Source organism: Roseobacter sp. MED193, assembly GCF_000152965.1.
In the GTDB taxonomy this organism is placed as follows: domain Bacteria; phylum Pseudomonadota; class Alphaproteobacteria; order Rhodobacterales; family Rhodobacteraceae; genus Pseudophaeobacter.
Map to the genome: position 1 here is coordinate 274,761 of NZ_CH902583.1, position 20,636 is coordinate 295,396.

18 protein-coding genes are annotated in these 20,636 nt (G+C 54.7%); 6 read left to right on the forward strand and 12 right to left on the reverse strand.

The genetic code is table 11. The features are described 5' to 3' along the window. Window positions 1-19: 19 nt before the first annotated feature. The 3 genes from MED193_RS03820 to MED193_RS03830 are packed head-to-tail and all read left to right on the forward strand — an operon-like array spanning window position 20 to window position 4,066. Window positions 20-1,231: a serine hydrolase gene (locus MED193_RS03820; protein ID WP_009808327.1), complete on the forward strand. Its 1,212-nt coding sequence runs from the start codon at window positions 20-22 to the stop codon at window positions 1,229-1,231. Further along, window positions 1,228-3,189 carry an acetoacetate--CoA ligase gene (locus MED193_RS03825; protein ID WP_009808328.1) on the forward strand — a complete coding sequence of 654 codons (1,962 nt, stop codon included), beginning with the start codon at window positions 1,228-1,230 and terminating at the stop codon, window positions 3,187-3,189. Before MED193_RS03820 ends, MED193_RS03825 begins: the two co-directional genes overlap by 4 nt. A 13-nt stretch (window positions 3,190-3,202) precedes the next feature. Beyond that, complete coding sequence (locus MED193_RS03830) at window positions 3,203-4,066, forward strand: acyl-CoA thioesterase II (RefSeq protein ID WP_009808329.1); 864 nt, start codon at window positions 3,203-3,205, stop codon at window positions 4,064-4,066. 38 nt (window positions 4,067-4,104) lie between these two features. Here MED193_RS03830 and MED193_RS03835 read toward each other — a convergent pair whose 3' ends face one another. Further along, the gene (locus MED193_RS03835; RefSeq protein WP_009808330.1) at window positions 4,105-4,872 is read right to left on the reverse strand and encodes an SDR family oxidoreductase; all 768 of its coding nucleotides are present in this window, start codon (window positions 4,870-4,872) and stop codon (window positions 4,105-4,107) included. Window positions 4,873-5,074: 202 nt separating this feature from the next. Between MED193_RS03835 and MED193_RS03840 the strand changes: the two genes are divergently transcribed. Continuing rightward, on the forward strand, window positions 5,075-6,424 hold the full coding sequence (locus tag MED193_RS03840) for an ISNCY family transposase (protein ID WP_009807548.1): 1,350 nt from the start codon (window positions 5,075-5,077) through the stop codon (window positions 6,422-6,424). Next, on the forward strand, window positions 6,393-6,668 hold the full coding sequence (locus MED193_RS03845; RefSeq protein ID WP_009807547.1) for a hypothetical protein: 276 nt from the start codon (window positions 6,393-6,395) through the stop codon (window positions 6,666-6,668). The genes MED193_RS03840 and MED193_RS03845 overlap by 32 nt, the downstream gene beginning before the upstream one ends. A 155-nt stretch (window positions 6,669-6,823) precedes the next feature. Here MED193_RS03845 and MED193_RS03850 read toward each other — a convergent pair whose 3' ends face one another. Continuing rightward, window positions 6,824-8,569 carry a SulP family inorganic anion transporter gene (locus tag MED193_RS03850; RefSeq protein ID WP_039965837.1) on the reverse strand — a complete coding sequence of 582 codons (1,746 nt, stop codon included), beginning with the start codon at window positions 8,567-8,569 and terminating at the stop codon, window positions 6,824-6,826. A 749-nt stretch (window positions 8,570-9,318) separates the two neighbouring features. Next, window positions 9,319-10,539 (reverse strand): acyl-CoA dehydrogenase, encoded by a 1,221-nt coding sequence (locus tag MED193_RS03860; RefSeq protein ID WP_009808333.1) that lies wholly within the window; start codon window positions 10,537-10,539, stop codon window positions 9,319-9,321. 109 nt (window positions 10,540-10,648) lie between these two features. Here MED193_RS03860 and MED193_RS03865 point away from each other — a divergent pair, with 109 nt between their 5' ends. Continuing rightward, the gene (locus MED193_RS03865; RefSeq protein WP_009808334.1) at window positions 10,649-11,563 is read left to right on the forward strand and encodes a LysR family transcriptional regulator; all 915 of its coding nucleotides are present in this window, start codon (window positions 10,649-10,651) and stop codon (window positions 11,561-11,563) included. Window positions 11,564-11,642: 79 nt separating this feature from the next. On the opposite strand, the gene phoB is transcribed toward MED193_RS03865, so the two are convergent. The 9 genes from phoB to gmk all read right to left on the reverse strand — a co-directional run bounded on the left by phoB (window position 11,643) and on the right by gmk (window position 20,629). Next, a complete protein-coding gene (phoB, locus tag MED193_RS03870) occupies window positions 11,643-12,332 on the reverse strand; it encodes a phosphate regulon transcriptional regulator PhoB (RefSeq protein WP_009808335.1) in 690 nt (229 codons plus the stop codon). A gap of 3 nt (window positions 12,333-12,335) precedes the next feature. Beyond that, window positions 12,336-13,046: a phosphate signaling complex protein PhoU gene (gene phoU, locus MED193_RS03875; protein WP_009808336.1), complete on the reverse strand. Its 711-nt coding sequence runs from the start codon at window positions 13,044-13,046 to the stop codon at window positions 12,336-12,338. A gap of 20 nt (window positions 13,047-13,066) precedes the next feature. Beyond that, on the reverse strand, window positions 13,067-13,864 hold the full coding sequence (gene pstB / locus MED193_RS03880) for a phosphate ABC transporter ATP-binding protein PstB (RefSeq protein ID WP_039965840.1): 798 nt from the start codon (window positions 13,862-13,864) through the stop codon (window positions 13,067-13,069). Window positions 13,865-13,878: 14 nt separating this feature from the next. Beyond that, window positions 13,879-15,231 (reverse strand): phosphate ABC transporter permease PstA, encoded by a 1,353-nt coding sequence (gene pstA / locus MED193_RS03885; RefSeq protein WP_009808338.1) that lies wholly within the window; start codon window positions 15,229-15,231, stop codon window positions 13,879-13,881. After that, window positions 15,231-16,709, reverse strand: a complete 1,479-nt coding sequence (pstC, locus tag MED193_RS03890; protein ID WP_009808339.1) for a phosphate ABC transporter permease subunit PstC — start codon at window positions 16,707-16,709, stop codon at window positions 15,231-15,233. The genes pstA and pstC overlap by 1 nt, the downstream gene beginning before the upstream one ends. A gap of 107 nt (window positions 16,710-16,816) precedes the next feature. Continuing rightward, the gene (locus tag MED193_RS03895; RefSeq protein WP_039965844.1) at window positions 16,817-17,872 is read right to left on the reverse strand and encodes a substrate-binding domain-containing protein; all 1,056 of its coding nucleotides are present in this window, start codon (window positions 17,870-17,872) and stop codon (window positions 16,817-16,819) included. Window positions 17,873-18,307: 435 nt separating this feature from the next. Next, the gene (locus MED193_RS03900; RefSeq protein WP_009808341.1) at window positions 18,308-19,351 is read right to left on the reverse strand and encodes a cell wall metabolism sensor histidine kinase WalK; all 1,044 of its coding nucleotides are present in this window, start codon (window positions 19,349-19,351) and stop codon (window positions 18,308-18,310) included. A 118-nt stretch (window positions 19,352-19,469) separates the two neighbouring features. Then, on the reverse strand, window positions 19,470-19,991 hold the full coding sequence (locus MED193_RS03905; RefSeq protein ID WP_009808342.1) for a gamma carbonic anhydrase family protein: 522 nt from the start codon (window positions 19,989-19,991) through the stop codon (window positions 19,470-19,472). Beyond that, a complete protein-coding gene (gmk, locus tag MED193_RS03910; protein ID WP_009808343.1) occupies window positions 19,988-20,629 on the reverse strand; it encodes a guanylate kinase in 642 nt (213 codons plus the stop codon). The genes MED193_RS03905 and gmk overlap by 4 nt, the downstream gene beginning before the upstream one ends. Window positions 20,630-20,636 lie beyond the last annotated feature (7 nt).

The following is a 20,636-nucleotide window of genomic DNA, read 5'->3' on the forward strand; positions in this document are numbered from 1 at the left end:
ACAGAGGAGGGGAGAAGCAATGGATGAGTTTCGTCTTGAAAACTTAAAGCGGTGGCAACAACGCTATGTCGATCAACGAAAATATGCAGGCAGTTCACTTCTGATCAAACAGGGTGGCGTAGAGGAATATTTCCACTCCGCCGGTCTGCGTAACCTGGAAGAGAAGCTCGATTTTACCCGCGATACCCTGGCACGGATTTATTCCATGACCAAACCGGTGACCTCAGTCGCGCTGATGATGCTGGCTGAAAAAGGCTTGTTTCATTTGGATGCGCCGGTGTCGGACTTTATTCCTGAGTTTTCTCAGATGCAGGCCTTGGTTCCTGGCGCGATCTCGCTCGATCAGACGGAACCCGCGCGGGCCCCCACTCTCCACGAATTGCTGACCCATACGGGTGGCTTAAGCTACCCTTTCAATCCCGGCTTGCTGCCGCAGGCGATGGATCGCGAACAGCTGATGTTCAAACCAAACCAAGGCGATTTGGGGAAGATGGTGGCCCATCTGGCCAGCTACCCTTTGGCCTTTCAGCCAGGCAGTCGGTGGGAGTATTCTGTTGGCATTGACGTGCTTGGACGTGTGATTGAAGTTGTTTCTGGTCAAACACTTGCCGAGTTCTTCGAAGCCGAAATTTTCCAACCCTTGGGAATGCGTGAAACTGGGTTTCGAGTTCCGCGTCAGGCAGGGAACCGCTTTGCCTCGCTCTATACGCCGCTTGCCGGGGACGCCATGGCGCTCAACATCGCAAAGACGGGTGTCGAGACACTGCGCCTGACGGATCTCTATGGTGGGTCGCCTTTTGAAACCGCGGACATGATGTCTGGCGGCGGAGGTTTGGTCGGTACCATTGATGACTATATGCTTTTTGTAGAAATGCTACGCCAGCGTGGCCGTACGAAAGATGGCTTTATCCTGTCGCCAAAAACCATTGATTTTATGATGCAAAATCATCTGCCCGGTGACATTGCATCGATGGGACCGCAGAGCTTTGCTGAACAACCCATGGAAGGAATGGGCTTTGGCTTAGGTGGTGCTGTGGTCTTGGATCCTGCACGCGCCCGTTGTCCGGGCTCAATTGGCGATTTCAGCTGGGGAGGCATGGCCTCAACCTTCTTTTGGATGGACCCCAAGCTGGACCTGTCGGTGGTCTTTTTTACCCAGCTCTCGCCGTCCAGTTCTTATCCCGCACGTGCTGAACTCAAAGCCCTGGTGCATGGAGCGCTGTTGCAATGAATAAAAACCCAATCCTATGGACCCCAACACCGGAACGCGCCGAGGCAAGCCAGCTGGCGGCCTACCAAAACTGGCTCAAGCGAACCAAGGGACTTGAGTTTGACAACTACAATGACCTTTGGACCTGGAGCACGACTGATCTAGAGGCCTTTTGGCAATCGATTTGTGATTATTTTGAACTTCAATTTTCCGCTCCCGCAACGAAAGTTTTGGCTGAACGAAAGATGCCAGGGGCAAAATGGTTCCCTGGGGCACAACTGAATTGGGCAGAAAATATTCTTTTTGGTCGGGGTGTCAGTGATGAAAATCAATCCCTTATCATCCATTCTGAAACTTTTGGTCGGTCAGAACTGACCTGGGACCAGCTGCGCACTCAGGTTGCGAGCCTGGCCTTGCACCTACGGCAAATGGGTGTCGGGCAGGGGGATCGGGTCGCCGCGATACTGCCCAATACCGAAGCCGCGATTATCGCCTGCCTTGCAGCCACCAGCCTAGGCGCTATTTGGTCGCTTTGCGCTCCGGATATGGGGCATGTTGCGATATTGGATCGTTTTCGCCAGATTGAACCAAAGGTTCTGATCTATCAAGACAGCTACCAACATGGTGGCAAACTGATCAGCCGCCAAGATGAAATGGCCAATGTTGTGGCTGGCTTGCCAAGCCTCCAGCAGCACATCTTTGTCTCAGCCAAGGGGCAGAACCTACCATCCGGGGCTATTGCCTGGGAGGGCTTGCTGGACACTGCGGCTGAGTTGAGCTTCATTCAAGTGGACTTTGATCACCCGCTCTGGATCGTCTATTCTTCTGGTACCACCGGCAACCCAAAGCCGATCGTACACGGCCACGGTGGGATTTTGCTGGAAGGGTCAAAGCAATCCCTGCACCTTGATCTGGGGCCTGACAGCCGTTTTTGCTGGTTGACGTCCTCTGGTTGGGTGATGTGGAACCTGCAATTGGGTGCATTGGGGCAGGGTGCCACTGTGATGCTTTATGATCGCGCCCCTAACTATCCGGATATGTTGGATATTTGGCGTCGTGTGGCCGATGAGAAAATGACATATTTTGGCGCTGGGGCTGCGTTTTTCACCGCCTGTGCCAAGGCCGGTATTGAGCCTGGTGCCAATCTGGACCTCTCTGCGCTGGTGTCTCTGGGGGCAACCGGATCGCCGATGACCTCAGACGGATATGATTGGGTCTACCGCGCGGTGAGTGCTGACATCTGGTTGGCGCCGGTCTCTGGCGGCACTGATTTTTGCGGTGCCTTTGTAGGAGGCAATGTCATGTTGCCGGTTCGGGCAGGTGAAATGCAGGCCCGCGCCCTGGGCAATGCTGTTCGGGCCTATGATCCCTTTGGCGCTGAGCTGACTGGTGAAGTGGGAGAGTTGGTCTGCACCGAGCCTTTGCCTTCTATGCCATTGTTTTTCTGGGGAGATGATGATGGCTCGCGCCTGTATGAAAGCTATTTTGACACCTATCCCGGTATCTGGCGCCATGGGGATTGGATCTCCTTCACAGCAGAGGGAGGGTCTGTGATCTACGGTCGGTCAGACGCAACGATCAACCGACGCGGCTTGCGCCTTGGCTCCTCCGAGATCTACCAGGCGGTCGAAGCGCTGCCAGAAATACAGGACAGCCTTGTGGTGGATCTCGAATTCCTGGGCAAAGACGGATTTATGCCGCTTTTTGTGGTCCTGACACATCCCGGAAGCTTGGCAGATGGGGTGAAGGATCAGATCAAATCCTCCATCCGCCAATTCGTCTCTGCCCGTTTTGTCCCGGATGAAATCATCGAAGTTCCTGAAATACCGCGGACGCTGTCGGGCAAAAAGCTGGAAGTTCCAGTGAAAAAGCTGCTACTTGGAGGAGACCCTGCAAAAGTCGTGAACCGGGACTCGATGGTGAACCCTGATAGTTTCGACATTTTCATAGACTATGCAAATGACCGAAATGAAACTTAGAAAGACCTGCTAAATGACTGATGCTGGCAGTATTCTTCTCAATCTTCTCGACCTGGAAGAGCTCGACACCAATCTCTACCGTGGGATTGGGTCAGGCGGAGAAACGCCAATGCGTATCTATGGAGGTCAGGTCATAGCACAGGCGCTGGCAGCCGCTTATGCCAGTGTTCCTGAACGGCTGTGCCATTCGCTTCATGCCTATTTCATTCGTCCCGGCGACCCCAGCAAACCCGTGATATATGAGGTTGACCCCGCTCGCGATGGCGGAAGTTTCACCACACGCCGCGTGACCGCGATCCAGAATGGGCGTCAGATCCTCAACCTCGCGGCTTCTTTTCATCATCAAGAAGGCGGATGGGAGCATCAGCACAGTATGCCGGACGTGCCAGCACCCGATGGGCTCATGTCGCGTGATGAGGTGCATCTGCAAAATGCCCATCGTATCGCAGAAGAACACCGGGCTGAATTTATCCGTCCCCGTCCGTTCGAGATACGAGATATCGAACCGAGAGATCCGTTAAATCCTGATATTACCAGCGATATCAATCACATGTGGATCAGAATGGAAGCTGCCAAAGGGGCAGGGCCGCAATTGCAACATGTTCTGATGGCCTATGCTTCAGACTTTGGTCTGTTGGGATCTGCGCTGCGCCCGCATGGGCTGACATGGCATAAGCCGGAAGCCATGACCGCCAGTCTGGACCATGCCATGTGGTTTCATGCACCGGTACAATTCGACAAGTGGCACCTCTATACTATGGATTCCCCATTTGGTGGCGGTGGACGGGGCTTCAATCGTGGCTCCATCTATACACAGGACGGTCAGTTGGTCGCTAGCGTCGCTCAGGAAGGTTTGATGCGTCCTATCAAACGATGAAAGAACGCATCCGTGTTTTATCGCTTTTCACCGACGGTTCACCGGCCGCCGAAGCGTTGGCGGAGCTTTTGCATTCCGGTGATCCAGCGGCCATAGTTTGATGCTTTGGCCTGCATGTAGTCTTTGACTTGTGGATGCGGAAGGACCAGGAACTCATTGTTCTCAATCGACTTTACGCAGTAGTCCGCGACAAGATCCGGTTCCAGCATACCGTCAAGGCTGGCCACGCTATCCTCAAACCCGCGGGTCATTTCAGACCGAACCGCTTGGGGGCACAGCACGGAAACACCAAGGCCCTGGTCGCCGTAGGTGATCGCCAACCATTCAGCAAAACCAACGGCGGCATGTTTCGTGACACCATATGGAGCCGCACCAATCTGGTTCAACAGTCCGGCTGCTGAGGCTGTGTTCAGCATATAGCCACCACCGCGCTTCATCATCCGAGGTACCAAATGGCGCGCTGCCCAAACGTGGGACATCACATTGATATCCCAAATTTTTTGCCAATCATCATTGGAGACTTCAAAACCACCCATGGTGAGGATGCCAGCGTTGGAGCAAAACAAGTCAATTGGGGCGATGGTGTCCTCGACTGTCTCGATCAGGGCCTTTACGCTGTCCTCGCTTCCTGCATCTAAGTGGAGCGAAACACCTCCAATCTGGTCTGCCGTTGCCTTGGCGCCCTCAAGATCAATATCGGCACAGACCACATGAGCAGCGCCCAGATCTGCAAATTTCTGTGCCAGCCCCTTGCCAATGCCCTGCGCGGCACCAGTTACAACTATGCAACTTCCCTTGATAACCATCTCTGTCGCCTTGTCCTTGGTTGTTCGGAGGAAAGGCTACTGCGGTTTCCAATGTCTGCCAATGCAGAGTGACGGAACGGAAGTAATAAATAACATAATACCAATTATAAGCTTTTCGATTGTAGCCGCAAAGCGATAATGTCACCCATGAGCAAAGCAGAAGTGTCACTCTCCTCGCAAAACGATGTGAGGATGAGCGGATATGGGATGGTTGATGATGAGCGAGCGCGAGCTGAACCGCGTGGAGGTTTTGGCGCAGGTCGATGATGGCCAGTTAAGCGTCGACAACGCGGCAAACATGTTGGATTTGACGCGTCGGCAGATATTCCGACTGTTAAAGCGGTATCGCCAGGATGGTGCGGCAGCGATCCGGCACAAGTCGCGCGGTCGCACGCCGAACAACCAAATCCACTTAGCCAAGCGTGACTATGCGCTGACCGTCATCAAGGAACAGTATCCGGATTTCGGCCCGACATTGGCCGCTGAGATGTTGGCCGAAAATCACGGCTTCAAAGTTTCCCGCGAGACGTTGCGCAAATGGATGGCCGAGGATGGTATCTGGCTTTCTCGTAAGCAGCGCCGCCAGTTCCACCAGCCCAGATTACGCCGGGAATGTATTGGTGAGCTGATCCAGATTGATGGCTCTGATCACCGATGGTTTGAAGATCGCGGCCCACCATGCACCCTGCTCGTCTTTATCGATGATGCCACCAGCACGCTGATGGAGCTGAGGTTCGTCAAATCCGAGAGCACGTTCAGCTATTTCGAGGCTCTGGAAAGTTATCTGCGCCAACATGGTCGTCCCGTCGCCTTCTATTCCGACAAACACACGGTTTTCCGTGTGGCGAAGGAAGATGCCAAAGGTGGTGCCCGCATGACCCAATTTGGGCGTGCGTTGAATCAGTTGAACGTCGAGATCCTCTGCGCCAACAGCAGCCAGGCCAAGGGCCGCGTCGAACGCGCCAACAGGACGTTGCAAGATCGCCTGGTCAAGGAACTGCGCCTTGCTGACATCTGCGATATGGATGCTGGAAACGCCTATCTGCAAGGCTTCAAAGAGCGTCACAACGCCAAGTTCGCCAAAGCACCGGCCAAGCCTGACAACCTGCATCGCGCACTCAATGTGGAGCCAGATCGGCTGGATGATGTGTTGTGCTGGCGCGAGAACCGCTATGTCGGAAAGCAGCTGACGTTCTCTTATGATCGTAAGCGGATCATGCTGGAAGAAAGTGACGTCACGCGCGGTCTGGTAGGCAAATACGTCGACACCTATGCCTTCGTGGATGGCAGGTTTGAGGTGCGCTCAAAAGGCCGCTCCCTGCCCTACAAAATCTTCGACATGGATCAGCGCGTGACCCATGCAGCTATCACCGACAACAAGCGCCTCGGTGCGGTTCTGGAACACATCAAAGAGATACAGGACGCCGCACCGCCCAAATATCCAGTTAGGACAAACTCTGAGAAGATGGGCTATAAGCCGCAAGGCCGACCTTCAGGATCGAAAGCAAAGAGGCAGCGAGATGAAACAAATCAAGCTACGCGTAGTATCTGACGACGGTGTCGAGGCGACCATATCGACCGATGGCAGCCAAGGCGGCGTCGAGGACTACTATGCGGTTGTTTCAGTGGACGGTTTCATCAAGGAAAAGAAAGTCTACGGGATAGACCCAGTTCAATCCTTTGTGCTGGGTCTCAAGTTGATCGAAGAACTGACAACGGACAAACGCATTGGCGACGACGATGACGTGGCAATCACCCCCGGCGCATCATGGCGTATTGAGGTCGTCGAAGACTAAGCCTTGCTCATGTCGCGCCCCTTGGTGACATTCCTGCTTTGCGCAACCAGTGACATTTCTGAATGGCGTTTACATCGATCTACAAGGCTTGTGTTTGGTGGTGACGTTTCTGCATTGTACAGCCGGTGACATTTCCGAATGGTGTATACACGTTGCTAAGCGCTCTGTTTGCTCAAGTTCTGAAAGGCACAGTTTTGCGACAAAAAGACCTGGCCTGTAAGATCCTGCAAGAAATGGCTGCGCTTCAAACGATCCATAACCGGTCCTTTTACCTCAGAGAGATGCAGTTTGACGCCTAGATCCCCAAGTTGATGGTTTATCGCCTCAAGAGATTCCAAGGCACTAAGATCGATTTCATTCACTGCGGAACACATCAAAACAACGTGGCGTAGCTGGCCATTGCCTCGGTGCACCCGTTCCAGGATCAACTCCTCCATGCGCCGGGCATTGGCGAAATACAGGCTCTCATCAATCCTGAGAGTCACCAGCGATGGATCCGTCAAGACCTGGTGGCGGTCAATGTTTCTGAAATGCTCACTGCCCGGCACCTGCCCGACCTCCGCCACATGGGGACGCGAGGTCTTCCACAGAAACAGCGCGATTGATGTCAAAACACCGGCGCCCACCCCGGTTTCCACTCCGATCAAAAGAGTCAGGACTACGGTAACGAAGACCGCAGCAAAGTCCGCTCGGGAATAGCTCCAGGCGGTTTTAAGGATAGACAGATCAACAAGCGAGAGAACCGCCACGATGATTGTTGCTGCCAATGTTGCCGTTGGCAGAAAATAAAGAAATGGCGTCAGATAGAGAGCAGCTAAGGTCAAACCTATCGCCGTCAAAGCGCCGGCAGCAGGTGTTCGTGCACCTGCGTCAAAATTCACCACTGATCTGGCGAAACCACCTGTGACCGCATAGCCCCCCGACAGGCCTGATGCGATATTGGCGGCCCCCAGGGCTGTGAGTTCTTGATTGGGGTCAATTTTTTGGCGGCGCTTGGCGGCGAGGGTCTGGGCGACGGAAACGCTTTCGACATAGCCGATGATGGTGATCAAGACGGCTGGCCCTATCAACGCCGTCAAGAGCGAACGGTCCAGTTGCGGCATTCCAATTGGCGGCAAGCCTGTCGGCACCGCACCAACGACCGAAACCTCAAGGGCGGGCAAATCAAATCCCCAGGAGAGCGCGATGGTCCCCAGTACCGCAAAAACCGGACCGATACGAACGATTGTGCCTGACATCTGTTTTGACAGCCCAAGCTTGTTCTGCAGCAGGTCAGACAGTCCAAGACGTAGCCAAAACAGGAAGGCCAAAACCCCAAGCCCGAGAATTAGCGTGACAAAGTTGACTTGCCCAAGCCCCTGCCCCAATGAGCTTAGGATCTCTGGTAGATTATGGCCTGACGCCTGGACGCCCAGGATATGTTTGGCCTGGCTGATGGCAATCAGCAGCCCCGATGCGGTGATAAATCCGGCAATGACGGGATGAGAAAGCAGGTTGGCGACCACCCCCAACTTAAGCGCGCCCATCGCCACCAGCAGTGTGCCAGACATCAACGCCAAGACCGCCGAGGCTGCCACATAGTCCTCCAGGGTTTCCAATCCTAAAGCCGAAAGTGCAGAGGCCGACATCAAGGACACCACCGCCACGGGGCCCACTGCCAAGACCCGGGATGTGCCAAAAATGGCATAGGCGACCAAGGGCAGGATCGAGGCATAGAGCCCAACCTCTGCGGGTAGTCCTGCCAGCAGCGCATAGGCCAAAGACTGCGGTATCAGCATGATGGTGACGATGATTGCAGCGGTTAAATCGCCGCCCAGATCTTGGCGGCTGTATCCGGATCCCCAGTTTAAGATTGGGAAGAGCTGCGACCATCGAACATTTGGCAGGGTGATTTTTGTCATAGCGGCTTTCATCATTGCGAGGGGCGCAAGCCTGTGCGCGTTTACACATTCACTTATTTATATGTTAAGTGGCGAGAGTAAACCCCTAGGACTGAGCAAATTGATACAAAAGCCTTTCCAACAGCAAGAGAATGCGTTAACCTATTTTAAATTTGCATTTATATGGGTGTTTCTTTGAGAGTGAACCTGAATGCTTTGCATTTTTTGGCGTGTATCGATGCAAAATCATAGCCCCATATCTGCAAGGCCGGTGGGGCATGAACTTGATACTCCGTCGAGCTTATGTCGATCAGATGCATTTCTGCAAGATGCCCCCGCCCCTTGGCAATAAAGTCGACCCTAGCAAATTTACCTGTATCGGGGTTATTTTTTGGGAAGGCCTTTGCAAGTTTTCCGCATAACCGTCGGCAGATTAACCTTCCGCCCTTTGGCTCGGATGTTTGTTCTCGCGTTGCTACCGTAAGCATTCCAATGTTTCTTGGGGGTTTCCCGGAGATATCCTGTCATCTAAGCGCGCCTAGTGGTTAAGGGGTTTGGATCCAAAGCCGTAGCTGGATGGAAGAATACAACGCCCAAGTTCTTTGCAGGGCTATCGGGACGCACTGGAATTTTGCCGTATTTGCAGCTTTGCATGACGAAATTGCATCAACGCAAAGGTGAGCCAAAAAAGTGGCGAGGGATGTTGCTTCATCCCTCGCCTAGTTTCGGGACCAAAGGGTCCGAACGAATTATCTGAAAGCGAAAGCTCTTTAGAAAAATGCCTGTAGGCCGGTCTGAGCCCGCCCGAGGATCAAGGCATGCACGTCGTGGGTGCCCTCATAGGTGTTAACGGTCTCCAGGTTCACCATGTGACGGATGACGTTGAACTCTAGGCTGATACCGTTGCCACCGTGCATGTCGCGGGCATTGCGAGCAATCTCCAGCGCCTTGCCACAGTTGTTGCGTTTGACGATTGAGATCATTTCAGGCGCTGCATTGGCCTCATCCATCAAGCGACCAACACGCAGAGATGACTGCAACCCAAGGGTGATTTCGGTTTGCATATTGGCGAGCTTCAGTTGGAAGAGCTGGGTGTTGGCCAGTGGGCGGCCGAACTGGGTGCGGTCCAGACCGTATTGACGGGCGGCATGCCAGCAGGCCTCAGCCGCGCCCATAGCGCCCCAGCTGATGCCGTAGCGCGCACGGTTCAGACAGCCAAAGGGTCCTTTCAGCCCCTGCACATGAGGGAGCAGCGCGTCTTCGCCCACTTCGACGCCATCCATGACGATCTCACCGGTAATTGAGGCGCGCAAAGAGGCCTTGTTCTGGATCTTCGGTGCAGAAAGCCCCTTCATGCCCTTTTCAAGGACGAAGCCGCGGATCTTGCCGCCGTGTTCTTCGGATTTGGCCCAGACCACAAAGACATCCGCAATGGGTGCGTTGGAGATCCACATCTTGGAACCAGTCAGCTTGTAACCTGTCGCGGTTTTCTCGGCGCGGGTCTTCATGCCCGCCGGATCTGAACCCGCATCGGGTTCCGTCAGGCCAAAACAGCCAATCCATTCGCCAGACGCAAGTTTGGGCAGATATTTCTGACGCTGCTCTTCGCTGCCATAGGCGTAAATCGGGTACATCACCAGCGAGCTCTGCACCGACATCATGGAACGATAGCCGCTGTCGACGCGCTCTACTTCGCGGGCAACCAACCCATAGGATACATAGCCGCCGCCCAATCCGCCGTATTCTTCGGGAATTGTGGTCCCCAGCAAGCCCATTTCGCCCATCTCGCGAAAGATCGCTGGATCTGTCTCTTCGTTTTCATAAGCGGCGGTGACCCGGGGTTGCAGTTTTTCTTGTGCATAGGCGCGTGCAGAGGCGGTGATCATCCGCTCATCTTCAGTCAGCTGATCTTCCATACGCAGAGGATCTTCCCAGGTGAATCCTCCCAGATCAGGTGCATCTTTGGCGCGTAGGCTTGGCTTGTCAGTCATTGAAAGACCCTCAGGTTTGGAGATGTGATGATTGTTGTCCAAAGATTAACAGTGGGACGGACAAAAAAACAGCGAGACTTTGGCATTCAAATATGCATAAAACTCATACATGCAGCATCCTCGACGTTTTCTCCCTTCAATTTCTGCTCTGCGCGCCCTCGAAGCGTTGGATCGTCTCGGCAGTGCTTCGGCTGCGGCGGAGGAGCTGTGCCTGACCCAAGGTGCGGTTAGTCGGCAATTACAATCGCTTGAAGCCCAACTCGGGGTTTCGCTTGTGCAGCGCGATCGCAAGAAACTTCACCTGACTCCAGAGGCTGAAACCTATGCGCGCGAGATCCGCGAGGCTCTGGATAAGATCACCCAGTCCACACTGCGGGTGCAGACCGCCCCTATGGCTGGAACACTTAATCTTGCGATTCTTCCCGCCTTTGGGATGCGGTGGTTGATGCCGCGCCTGCCAGAGTTTGCCCGCCGTCATCCTGATATCACCATCAATATGACCACGCGCTTGCAGGCCTTTAGTTTTGGCAGCGAACCTATTGATGCAGCAATTCATTTTGGTACTGCTGATTGGCCGGGCACCGAATCCATGCTGCTAAAATCTGAGCAGCTCTTGCCGGTTTGTAGCCCGCAAATGGTCCCGATTGGAACCTATGTTGCCCCCAAGAACATATTGGACATGCCGCTGTTACATATTCAGACCCGGCCCAAGGCCTGGCTGGATTGGTTTGAGCAGCATAGTGTTTCGGCCAGCCCAGAGGGTCTGGGCGGGACAATGTATGATCAATTCTCAACCATTACCCAGGCTGCATTGCACGGGTTGGGGGTGGCCTTGATGCCGGATTATCTTGTGGAACAGGATATCGCCACCGGTAGGTTGGCTGCGCTACAATCACGCCCCAGTGAGGCCGCAGGCGCCTATTTTCTGGTCTGGCCAAAGAATAAATCGCGTGATCCGGCGCTGACAAAGTTTCGGCTCTGGCTTGAAGGTCAAGCACAGCCAGAAGACCCGCTACCGCGATAGGCGCTGCCTGTGATCGACCGCGACAGCAAACGGGCGCCGAGTGACGCCCATTGAAGTGTTCATACGGTCTGGCGAGGCCTTAGCCTAAAGCGTAGCCCGCGCCGCGCACCGTGCGCACCGGATCAGCACCACCAAACTGGGTCAGCGCCTTACGCAGACGGCCGATATGCACATCTACCGTTCGCGTGTCGACATAGATATCACGCCCCCAAACCCGATCCAGCAACTGTTCTCTGCTCCAGACGCGACCTGGTTTCTCCATAAAGGTAGAGAGCAGGCGGAACTCTGTGGGGCCAAGTTTCAGCGAATTATCGGACCGGCTGACCTTATGGGTTTCGGCGTCCAGGATTATGTCGTCAAACTCAAGACGCATCCCAACAGTAGAGGGGCGCACGCGCCGCAGCTGGGTGCGGACCCGTGCCATCAGCTCGATCACAGAATAGGGTTTGACCACATAATCGTCGGCACCTGTCTCAAGCCCACGCACCTTGTCCACCTCTTCGGATCGGGCCGAAAGCATGATGATTGGAATCCCGCGGGTTTCTGGCCGTGTCTTCAAACGCCGACAGACTTCGATCCCGCTTAGATTTGGCATCATCCAATCCAGCACGATGATATCGGGCATGTCTTCTTCAACAAGCAGCAAGCCTTCTTCGCCGTTTTCTGCCCGGATGACACGAAAGCCATCGGCCTCAAGATTGTAGGCAAGGACCTCTCGCTGGGCTAACTCATCCTCGATGATCAGAACTGTCGGCTGATCGGCAGTCATGGATCAGGCCTCCTCTGTCGAAATGGAGGTGAAATCTGCTTTGGGCCGGTCATCCTCTGGCCGACGACCGGTCACCAGATAGATTAGCTCTTCAGCGATGGAGGTGACGTGATCCCCCATGCGTTCGATGTTTTTTGCAATGAAGTGCAGATGCATACAGGCTGTAATGTTGCGCGGATCTTCCATCATATGGGTCAAGAACTCGCGGAACAGTGCGTTGTACATCTGGTCCACCTCACGATCCCGCGTGATTACATCGGCAGCCAGTTCTGTATCGCGTTGAATATAGGCATCCAAAGCGTCCTTTAGCATCAGCTCGACTTCACGAGCCATGCGGCGCAGGGCGGCAGAGCTGTCTGTATTGTCATGCCACTGCACCAAAACACCCGTGCGCTTGGCAATGTTTTTTGAATAGTCGCCAATACGCTCCAGGTTACCTGCAATCTTCATCACGGACAGAACGACCCGCAGATCAACCGCAGCCGGGGCCCGCATCGCAATGACGCGGGCGGATTCTTCGTTAATCAGCTCTTCCAGTCCATCAATGGCCTTGTCGCCTAGACGCACCTTTTGTGCCAGTTCCTCGTCGCGGGTTTCCAGAGCCCGTGCTGAATCGACAATTGCCGCTTCAACCAGGCCACCCATCTTCATGATCTGGGCTTGAATAGCTTCGAGATCCCGATCAAAGGCGGAGGCAATATGTTGTTCTACCATGGTTTTTTCCTTTGTGGGCTTTAGCCGATACGACCAGTGATATAGCTTTCGGTGCGCGGATCTTCGGGGTTGGTAAAGATCTGCCCTGTGGCGCCAAATTCAACCAGGTTGCCGAGGTGGAAAAACGCGGTTTTCTGGCTGACCCGGGCGGCCTGCTGCATCGAGTGGGTGACAATCACCACGGAATAGTTGGCACGCAGCTCATCGATAAGCTCTTCCACCTGGGCCGTCGCGATTGGATCCAGTGCAGAACAAGGCTCATCCATCAGCAATACCTCGGGTTCCGTGGCAATGGCGCGGGCGATGCACAGACGCTGCTGCTGACCACCAGACAGGCCGGTACCCGGCGCATCAAGGCGATCTTTTACCTCTTCCCAGATGGCAGCACGGCGCAGGGATTTCTCAACAATCTCATCCATTTCTGACTTGTTTTTCGACAAGCCGTGGATCCGCGGGCCGTAGGCGACATTGTCGTAGATCGATTTGGGGAACGGATTTGGTTTTTGAAACACCATTCCCACCTTGGCGCGCAATTGTACCGGGTCGACACGTTTGTCGTAGATATCTTCCCCATCCAGCAGAATGTCTCCGGTCACACGACAGACATCAATTGTGTCATTCATCCGATTGATGCAGCGCAAGAAAGTAGATTTACCGCACCCTGATGGGCCAATGAAGGCTGTGACCGTGTTTGTGGCGATCTCCACATTCACGTTCTTGATGGCATGGGTTTCACCATAATAGACGTTGACGTCCCGTGCTGCGATCTTGGTGGTGTTTGTATCCAAGGTTTTATCCAACATATTCATAGTGTTCATTTCCTCACCTCTGGCTACCAGCGACGTTCAAAGCGACGACGCAGTATTACGGCCACCGTATTCATGGTTACAAGAAAGATTAGCAGAATAATGATCCCGCCCCAGGCGCGCTCATAAAAGGCCGGGTCGGCCCGTTTGGCCCATTCGTAGATCTGAGCAGGCATTGCAGAGTTCGGAGACAACAGGCCTTCACCGATGGTCTCTGGAGCGTTGGAAGCGATAAAGCCAACCATGCCGATCAACAGCAGCGGCGCGGTTTCTCCCAATGCCTGTGCCAGGCCAATGATGGTCCCGGTGAGAATACCCGGCGCGGCCAATGGCAGCACATGGTGGAACACCGATTGCATTTTGGAAGCGCCAACCCCCAGTGCAGCGTCTCGGATCGAGGGAGGGACCGCCTTCAGGGCTGCACGGGTCGAAATGATGATCGTCGGCAAGGTCATCAGCGTCAGCACCAAACCACCGACCAACGGGGCGGACATGGGCAGGTGCATGTAGTTGATGAAAACCGCTAGGCCGAGGATACCATAAACAATTGAGGGCACCGCCGCGAGGTTTGCGATATTGACCTCAATTACATCGGTAATCCAGTTCTTTGGCGCAAACTCTTCCAGATAGATAGAGGCGGCAACTCCAATTGGCAAAGACAGGGCCAACACCACCAACATCATAAACAGAGAGCCCATCATCGAGACCCCCATCCCTGCGGCTTCAGGGCGTTGATCCGACGCATCTGACCCAAGGATAAAGTCGAGGTTAAAGGTCTTTTCAATAACTCCGGCAGCAACCAGCGCATCCACCAGGTCCAGTTGTTCTGCCGAGATGTTCTTATCGTTTGCAATGCTGTCGCGGGACACACGTCCCTTGAGGTACCCATCGACACGGCTCTGAGCCAGGAAGCGGAACTCAACAGTTTCGCCAATCTTTTCTGGGTTCTCCAGCACAAAGGCACGCAGCTGGGCAACCGCGTTCTTAGACAGCAGCCCCGCCATATGTTTGGTTTTAAGGCTGGTCTCAATACCCAGATCTGCCACGGTATTCTGCATCGCAGTTTTGATCAGGGGCGCATAGCCAAAGGTTGTGACACGTTTGATGTCTTCAATGTTGCGCTCACCGTTTTTGTCCAGCTTGCTTTCCAGCAGTTCGACATTCACGGTGATGAAGGTTTGCTGAAAGGCGCCGGTACCGCGACCAACGATCGTGGTGACCAGAACCAGCAGCATAACAAGTCCGACGGCGATTGCGGCGATGCCATAGGCTTTGAACCGTTTCTCGGCAGCGTTGCGCTGGATTGTCCGCTTAGACAGGGTGAGCAAGGAGCTCTGCGCTGCTGCGGGCTGGTCCGGGGTTGGGCTGAAATCGGTCATTAGTCGTACTGCTCCCGATATTTGCGCACGATATAAAGCGCCAGGACGTTAAGGCCCAGGGTAAGGACAAAGAGGGAAAGCCCGAGGGCAAAGGCGACCAGCGTTTCAGGGCTGGCAAAATCGGTATCGCCGGTCAGCTGGCTGACAACACGGGTGGTGATTGTCGTCATGGATTCAAAGGGGTTGGCGGAGAACTTGGCAATCGCCCCTGCCCCCATCACGACGATCATCGTCTCGCCGATCGCACGAGAGGCTGCAAGCAATATGGCTCCCACGATGCCTGGAAGAGCTGCGGGTAATACCACCTGTCGAATTGTTTCCGACCGGGTTGCGCCCAGGCCCAGCGAGCCATCGCGCAGCGATTGGGGAACCGCGTTGATAATGTCGTCAGACAAAGAGGAGACAAAGGGGATCAACATGATACCCATCACCACCCCTGCAGTGAGAACTGAGGTTGCACCAGTCATCCAGTTGAGCCCAAGGATGCCGTTTTCGCCCTGACCAAAAAGGTTGAGAAGCAGCGGGCCAACGGTCAGAAGCGCAAAGAGGCCATAAACGATTGTCGGAATACCCGCGAGGATCTCCAGCAGTGGTTTTGCCAGGGAGCGCACAGCTGGTCCGGCGTATTCAGAGAGGTAGATCGCTGCAAACAAACCCACTGGCACCGCAACCAAAAGCGCAATGGCTGAGATATAGAGCGTGCCCCAGAGCAGTGGCAGCATCGACAACTCACTGTCGCCGCGGAAGTTGGGCGCCCAGGTGCTGCCAAAGAAGAAGTCCGTCCAGGCATGCAGACCAAAGAAGTTTACTGTTTCAAACAGCATCGACAAGACGATGCCAACCGTTGTGAGGATCGCGAGCGACGCCGCCAGGATCAACAGGGCCAAAACCCCGCGCTCAACAACGTTTCGGGCGCGGAACTCTTTGTTGGTGTGGCGTGCAGAAAGGCCAAAGCCAGCCAGGGCCAAGACCAGGCAAACAACCGCCATTGCGGTCGACCCTGTGCTAGACAGCTGTCGGTAGCTCTGAGCTGCTGAGAGTACCTCAGGGCGCACTTCGGAGCCCAGAGCGACGCCCACGGTGCCGAGTAGTTCACGCACATCAGTGGTGCTTGCATCCAGGGCAAGTGTCTCAGCGGTGGTCATCACATTTTGTTCTACAGCTTGATCCAGCCCTTCTGCGAGGCGCCGAACATCGCTCATCACCAGGCCGATGCTGGTGTTTTCGGGGAGCAAGTCCTGCGGGATGGTCGCCGAGACCCGGTTTTCAATCACCAGCGGTTGCGCCAGAAGCCAAATCACCAAGGTCAGCAGAGCTGGAATGGCGATACTCATGGCTACATTTGCGCCGTAATAGATTGGCAAGGAATGCAAATGGCGCGGGTTTCCCTGCACCGAGGCCAAGGCGCGGCGGCGCCCAAACCAAAAGCCAAGCGCGGTAAGCGCTAGCAAGACAACGACAAGCCAGAATAGTGGCATCAAAAGCTCCGGTGTGACAGCAGCGAAAAAGGCGAGCTGGATTTAGTCCAGAAACACGACTGGGGCGGATGATCCGCCCCAGCCAAAAGGCTATGTGCTGGGGGCTATTAGGAGTTGCCGCCCATGGTGGCTTCATTTGCAACCGTTTCCTGAGTCTGGCTCAGTTCTGGGTCGGCAACCAGGCCATATTCGGACAGAGGACCATCAGGGCCGGCAACTTCATCGGAGATGAAGAATTCAGCATATTCTTTCAGGCCAGGGATCACGCCGATGTGAGCTTTCTTCACGTAGAAGAACAGTGGCCGCGAAACAGGATATTCGCCGGTCGCGATGCTTTCAGTCGAAGGCACGATACCGGACATGGTTGCAACCTGCAGCTTGTCGGTGTTGTTTTCGTAGAAAGCCAGACCAAAGACGCCGATGCCATCTTTGTTGCTCTCGATGCGGGCCAGGGTCTCGGTGTAGTCGCCATCGATGTCAACGGAAACGCCATCGGTACGCAGAGCGATACAGGCTTTTTCGGCAGCTTTTTTCTGGGCCTTAGGAGTGTCGCCTTCGGCTTGGGCCAGCAGGTGTTCAAATGCGCCGGTGGCTTCACAGCCAGCCAGGATCACTTTGTCTTCGAACACTTCACGGGTGCCGTGCTTGGTGCCTGGGATAAAGGCCTGAAGGCTCTGGGCTGGGAAAGACGCGTTTACGTCAGCCCAGGTTTTGTTTGGGTTTGGAACCATTTTGCCGTCAACCAGGATCTCATCGGACAGAGCCAGGAACCAGTCGGTGGGGGTGTAGGCAAATTCGTTGCCGTTGATGTCGGAAGCAAAGACGATGCCATCATAGCCAATGCGAACTTCGATGATGTCGGTGACACCAGCTTCGGCGCAGGCTTTGATTTCTTTTTCCTTGATGGCGCGCGATGCATTGGCGACATCAATGGTGTTCTCTCCAACACCTTCACAGAACCGCTTCAGACCAGCCGAAGAGCCACCGGATTCAACAACGGGTGTTGGGAAGTCAAAGTTTTCGCCAAAGGCTTCGGCTACGATGGAAGCATAGGGCAGAACGGTCGAGGAGCCTGCAACCTGAACCTGGTCACGTGCTGTGGCAGCTGTCGCCGTAGCAGCGGCAATGGTCAGGGCAGAAGCGGTCAGTTTCACAAAGGACATGGGAGTCTCCATGAGAGATTAATATGTGTGACCATCTTCGTGATGATCATGGGCTCCTCCTAAGAGGCGTACATGAGGCTTTTGTGACGGCTATGTAACAGGCATATGACAAAAGCCAGATTGAGGCGATATTTGTCACAAAACAGGCCTCTGTCTTAACTAATTTTAACGCGAGGCTCAGAAATGGCTAAGAACCTGTCGTCTGAAACTAATACCCCAGCGCCCTGCCCCTAAAGTTCCGCGCTGAATGACGCTGGTCGCAACAGGTCATATTCCCGGAGGCAGTTTTGCGGTCGGGGGGTAACGCCCATCTAGAAATACCAAAGACCTGCATCGTCAGGCCCGGTCGCAGCTCAATCAATCGACCATTCGCTTGACCGGCAGGATCTAGAGTTCTTCGTGTGGCTCTCGGACCAAGCAGAGGCCTGAGGCTTGCTACGACAGCGGCAAGGTCACCGCAAAACAGGTTCCAACCCCAAGATCGCTGCTGACCCGCAGTCGCCCCCTGTGACGGTTGACGATATGCTTTACGATTGCCAATCCCAGCCCGGTTCCACCTTGCTCGCGAGAACGGTGATTGTCAGCGCGGTAGAACCGCTCTGTCAGACGGGGCAAATGGATTGGATCAATGCCCGCCCCGTTGTCCATTACCTTGACGCGCACGGCTGCGGTGCGCAGAGAAGGATCACGCTCCAGCAGTTCAACCGTCATCTCTACCTGGTCTCCGCCGTATTTGATGGCGTTTTCAATCAAGTTCATAAAGACTTGGAGCAATTGATCTGGATCCCCAATGATCATCACCGGCTCAGAGGGAGGTGTGAACTTCAGGCTGACGTTGTCAGCATCGGCCAAGGGTTGCATGGTTTTTAATGTCGAGGCGAGATGGGCCACGAGGTCCAATTCCTCTTTGGGCCGAATGCGCTCTTTGCTTTCAACGCGGTTCAAAGACAACAAATCCCCGACCAAGCGGTTCATTCGGCTGGCTTCGCCTTCCATGATCGATAGGAACCGATCCCGGGCATCGGCATCATCGCGCGCCGCACCACGTAGGGTTTCAATAAATCCCATCAAGGCAGTTAGCGGTGTCCGCAATTCATGGCTGACATTGGCAACAAAATCACGCCGCATCTGATTGGCCTGCTCCCGTTCGGTCACATCAGTAAAGCTAATCAGCACTGCGCCTCCCTCCACCGCACCAATCCCTGCAATATAGCGTAAGGAGACTTCATAGGTGGTGTCTTGGGCCCCATCGTTGGACAAGTACCGGGTGGCGCGATTGCCGCGATCCTCCAGGCATTTTTCTATCGCGCCTGCAACACTGGGCTGGCGCAGGATGGTGGCAAAATGGCGACCCATTATTTGATCTCCCAACAGCTCATGCCCAAGCCGATTGGCTCCGATGAACCGCTCAGTTTGGTCCACCAAGACGCTCGGCAGCGGCATGGCTTCCAGGAAACCTGCGATCACCTCTTGTTTCATTCTCCGCTCTCCACTGTGATTCAGCTCTCCTAACAGGCGAATGTAAATGTCATATGGCAAGCTGTCGCAGCGCAATACGAGCGGGATGCGTGGCTCTCAGAATTTTGAGAAAACCTGCTCAAATGGGGCGCATCTCGTCCCGAAAACGGCGCATGTTTTCTTGATAATGCAGGGCGCTGAGGGTGAGGTTCTTGGCTTGAGCCTCAGACACTTCCCGCACCACCTTACCAGGCGCGCCCATTACCAATGAATTATCCGGGATCACCTTGTTTTCGGTGATCAAGGCCCCTGCCCCGATCAGGCAGTTCTTGCCGATCTTGGCACCGTTCAGAACCGTAGCCCCCATGCCGATCAGGCTGTTTTCACCGATGGTGCAGCCATGCAGCATCACCTTGTGACCAATGGTGCAGTTCTTGCCCACGGTCAGCGGAAAGCCTGCATCAATGTGCATGACTACGTTCTCCTGCACATTTGCGCCTTCACAGATGCGAATTTCTTCGTGGTCGGCGCGAATGGTGCAGCCAAACCAGACCGAAGCGCCGGCCTCCAGCACAACCTGCCCCACTAAATTGGCATCCGGGGCAACCCAGGTATCGGCGTGCAGTTGCGGTTGATGGGCCCCAAGAGCATAAAGGGTCATGACATTTCCTCAAATTCCGTCTGCAGTACCCGCACGTGATCTGTCAGCTGCGGTTGCTGGATGCGTCGCAGCCGGGTTGCAGAAATTATGGTCTTCAGCGCCTCTTCGGTGGCGTCCAAGTCATCATTGATCAAGACGTGATCATAGCTGCCCCAGTGGCTGATTTCATCCCAGCTCTTTTCCATCCGGCGCGAAATAACCTCCGCGTCGTCCTGACCGCGGCTTTCCAGCCGGCGCTTAAGCTCGGTGATCGAGGGCGGCAGCAGAAAGATCGACAGCGTATGCTGACCCAGTTCCGAATTGCGGATCTGCTGGGCACCCTGCCAATCGATATCAAACAAGACGTCCTGACCGTCCTCGATAGCGGCGCGCACCGGCCCTTTTGGGGATCCGTAGAAATTGCCAAAGACATGGGCATGTTCAAGCATATCATTTTCGGTCACGGCTGATTTGAAATCATCTACCGACACAAAGTGATAGTCCTGTCCATTGACCTCTCCGGGTCGTGGGTTTCGGGTGGTGGCTGAGACGGAGAAGGAAATGCTGTCGTCCCAGCTGCGAAGCCGTTTTGCCAGGGTGGATTTGCCTGCGCCGGAGGGCGAGGACAGGATGATCAAAAGGCCGCGGCGGTCTGCCATCAGGTCT

Bases quoted from the DNA above. Each gene is read 5' to 3' on its own strand.
- phoU (WP_009808336.1), bottom strand. From the start codon at position 13,046: ATGGTAGAACAACATATTGCCTCCGCCTTTGATCGGGATCTCGAAGCT.
- MED193_RS03905 (WP_009808342.1), bottom strand. From the start codon at position 19,991: ATGACCCTTTATGCTCTTGGGGCCCATCAACCGCAACTGCACGCCGAT.
- MED193_RS03830 (WP_009808329.1), top strand. From the start codon at position 3,203: ATGACTGATGCTGGCAGTATTCTTCTCAATCTTCTCGACCTGGAAGAG.
- MED193_RS03845 (WP_009807547.1), top strand. From the start codon at position 6,393: ATGAAACAAATCAAGCTACGCGTAGTATCTGACGACGGTGTCGAGGCG.
- MED193_RS03895 (WP_039965844.1), bottom strand. From the start codon at position 17,872: ATGTCCTTTGTGAAACTGACCGCTTCTGCCCTGACCATTGCCGCTGCT.
- MED193_RS03900 (WP_009808341.1), bottom strand. From the start codon at position 19,351: ATGAAACAAGAGGTGATCGCAGGTTTCCTGGAAGCCATGCCGCTGCCG.
- MED193_RS03860 (WP_009808333.1), bottom strand. From the start codon at position 10,539: ATGACTGACAAGCCAAGCCTACGCGCCAAAGATGCACCTGATCTGGGA.
- MED193_RS03865 (WP_009808334.1), top strand. From the start codon at position 10,649: ATGCAGCATCCTCGACGTTTTCTCCCTTCAATTTCTGCTCTGCGCGCC.
- pstC (WP_009808339.1), bottom strand. From the start codon at position 16,709: ATGCCACTATTCTGGCTTGTCGTTGTCTTGCTAGCGCTTACCGCGCTT.
- MED193_RS03820 (WP_009808327.1), top strand. From the start codon at position 20: ATGGATGAGTTTCGTCTTGAAAACTTAAAGCGGTGGCAACAACGCTAT.
- pstA (WP_009808338.1), bottom strand. From the start codon at position 15,231: ATGACCGATTTCAGCCCAACCCCGGACCAGCCCGCAGCAGCGCAGAGC.
- phoB (WP_009808335.1), bottom strand. From the start codon at position 12,332: ATGACTGCCGATCAGCCGACAGTTCTGATCATCGAGGATGAGTTAGCC.
- MED193_RS03835 (WP_009808330.1), bottom strand. From the start codon at position 4,872: ATGGTTATCAAGGGAAGTTGCATAGTTGTAACTGGTGCCGCGCAGGGC.
- gmk (WP_009808343.1), bottom strand. From the start codon at position 20,629: ATGGCAGACCGCCGCGGCCTTTTGATCATCCTGTCCTCGCCCTCCGGC.
- MED193_RS03825 (WP_009808328.1), top strand. From the start codon at position 1,228: ATGAATAAAAACCCAATCCTATGGACCCCAACACCGGAACGCGCCGAG.
- MED193_RS03840 (WP_009807548.1), top strand. From the start codon at position 5,075: ATGGGATGGTTGATGATGAGCGAGCGCGAGCTGAACCGCGTGGAGGTT.
- pstB (WP_039965840.1), bottom strand. From the start codon at position 13,864: ATGAACACTATGAATATGTTGGATAAAACCTTGGATACAAACACCACC.
- MED193_RS03850 (WP_039965837.1), bottom strand. From the start codon at position 8,569: ATGACAAAAATCACCCTGCCAAATGTTCGATGGTCGCAGCTCTTCCCA.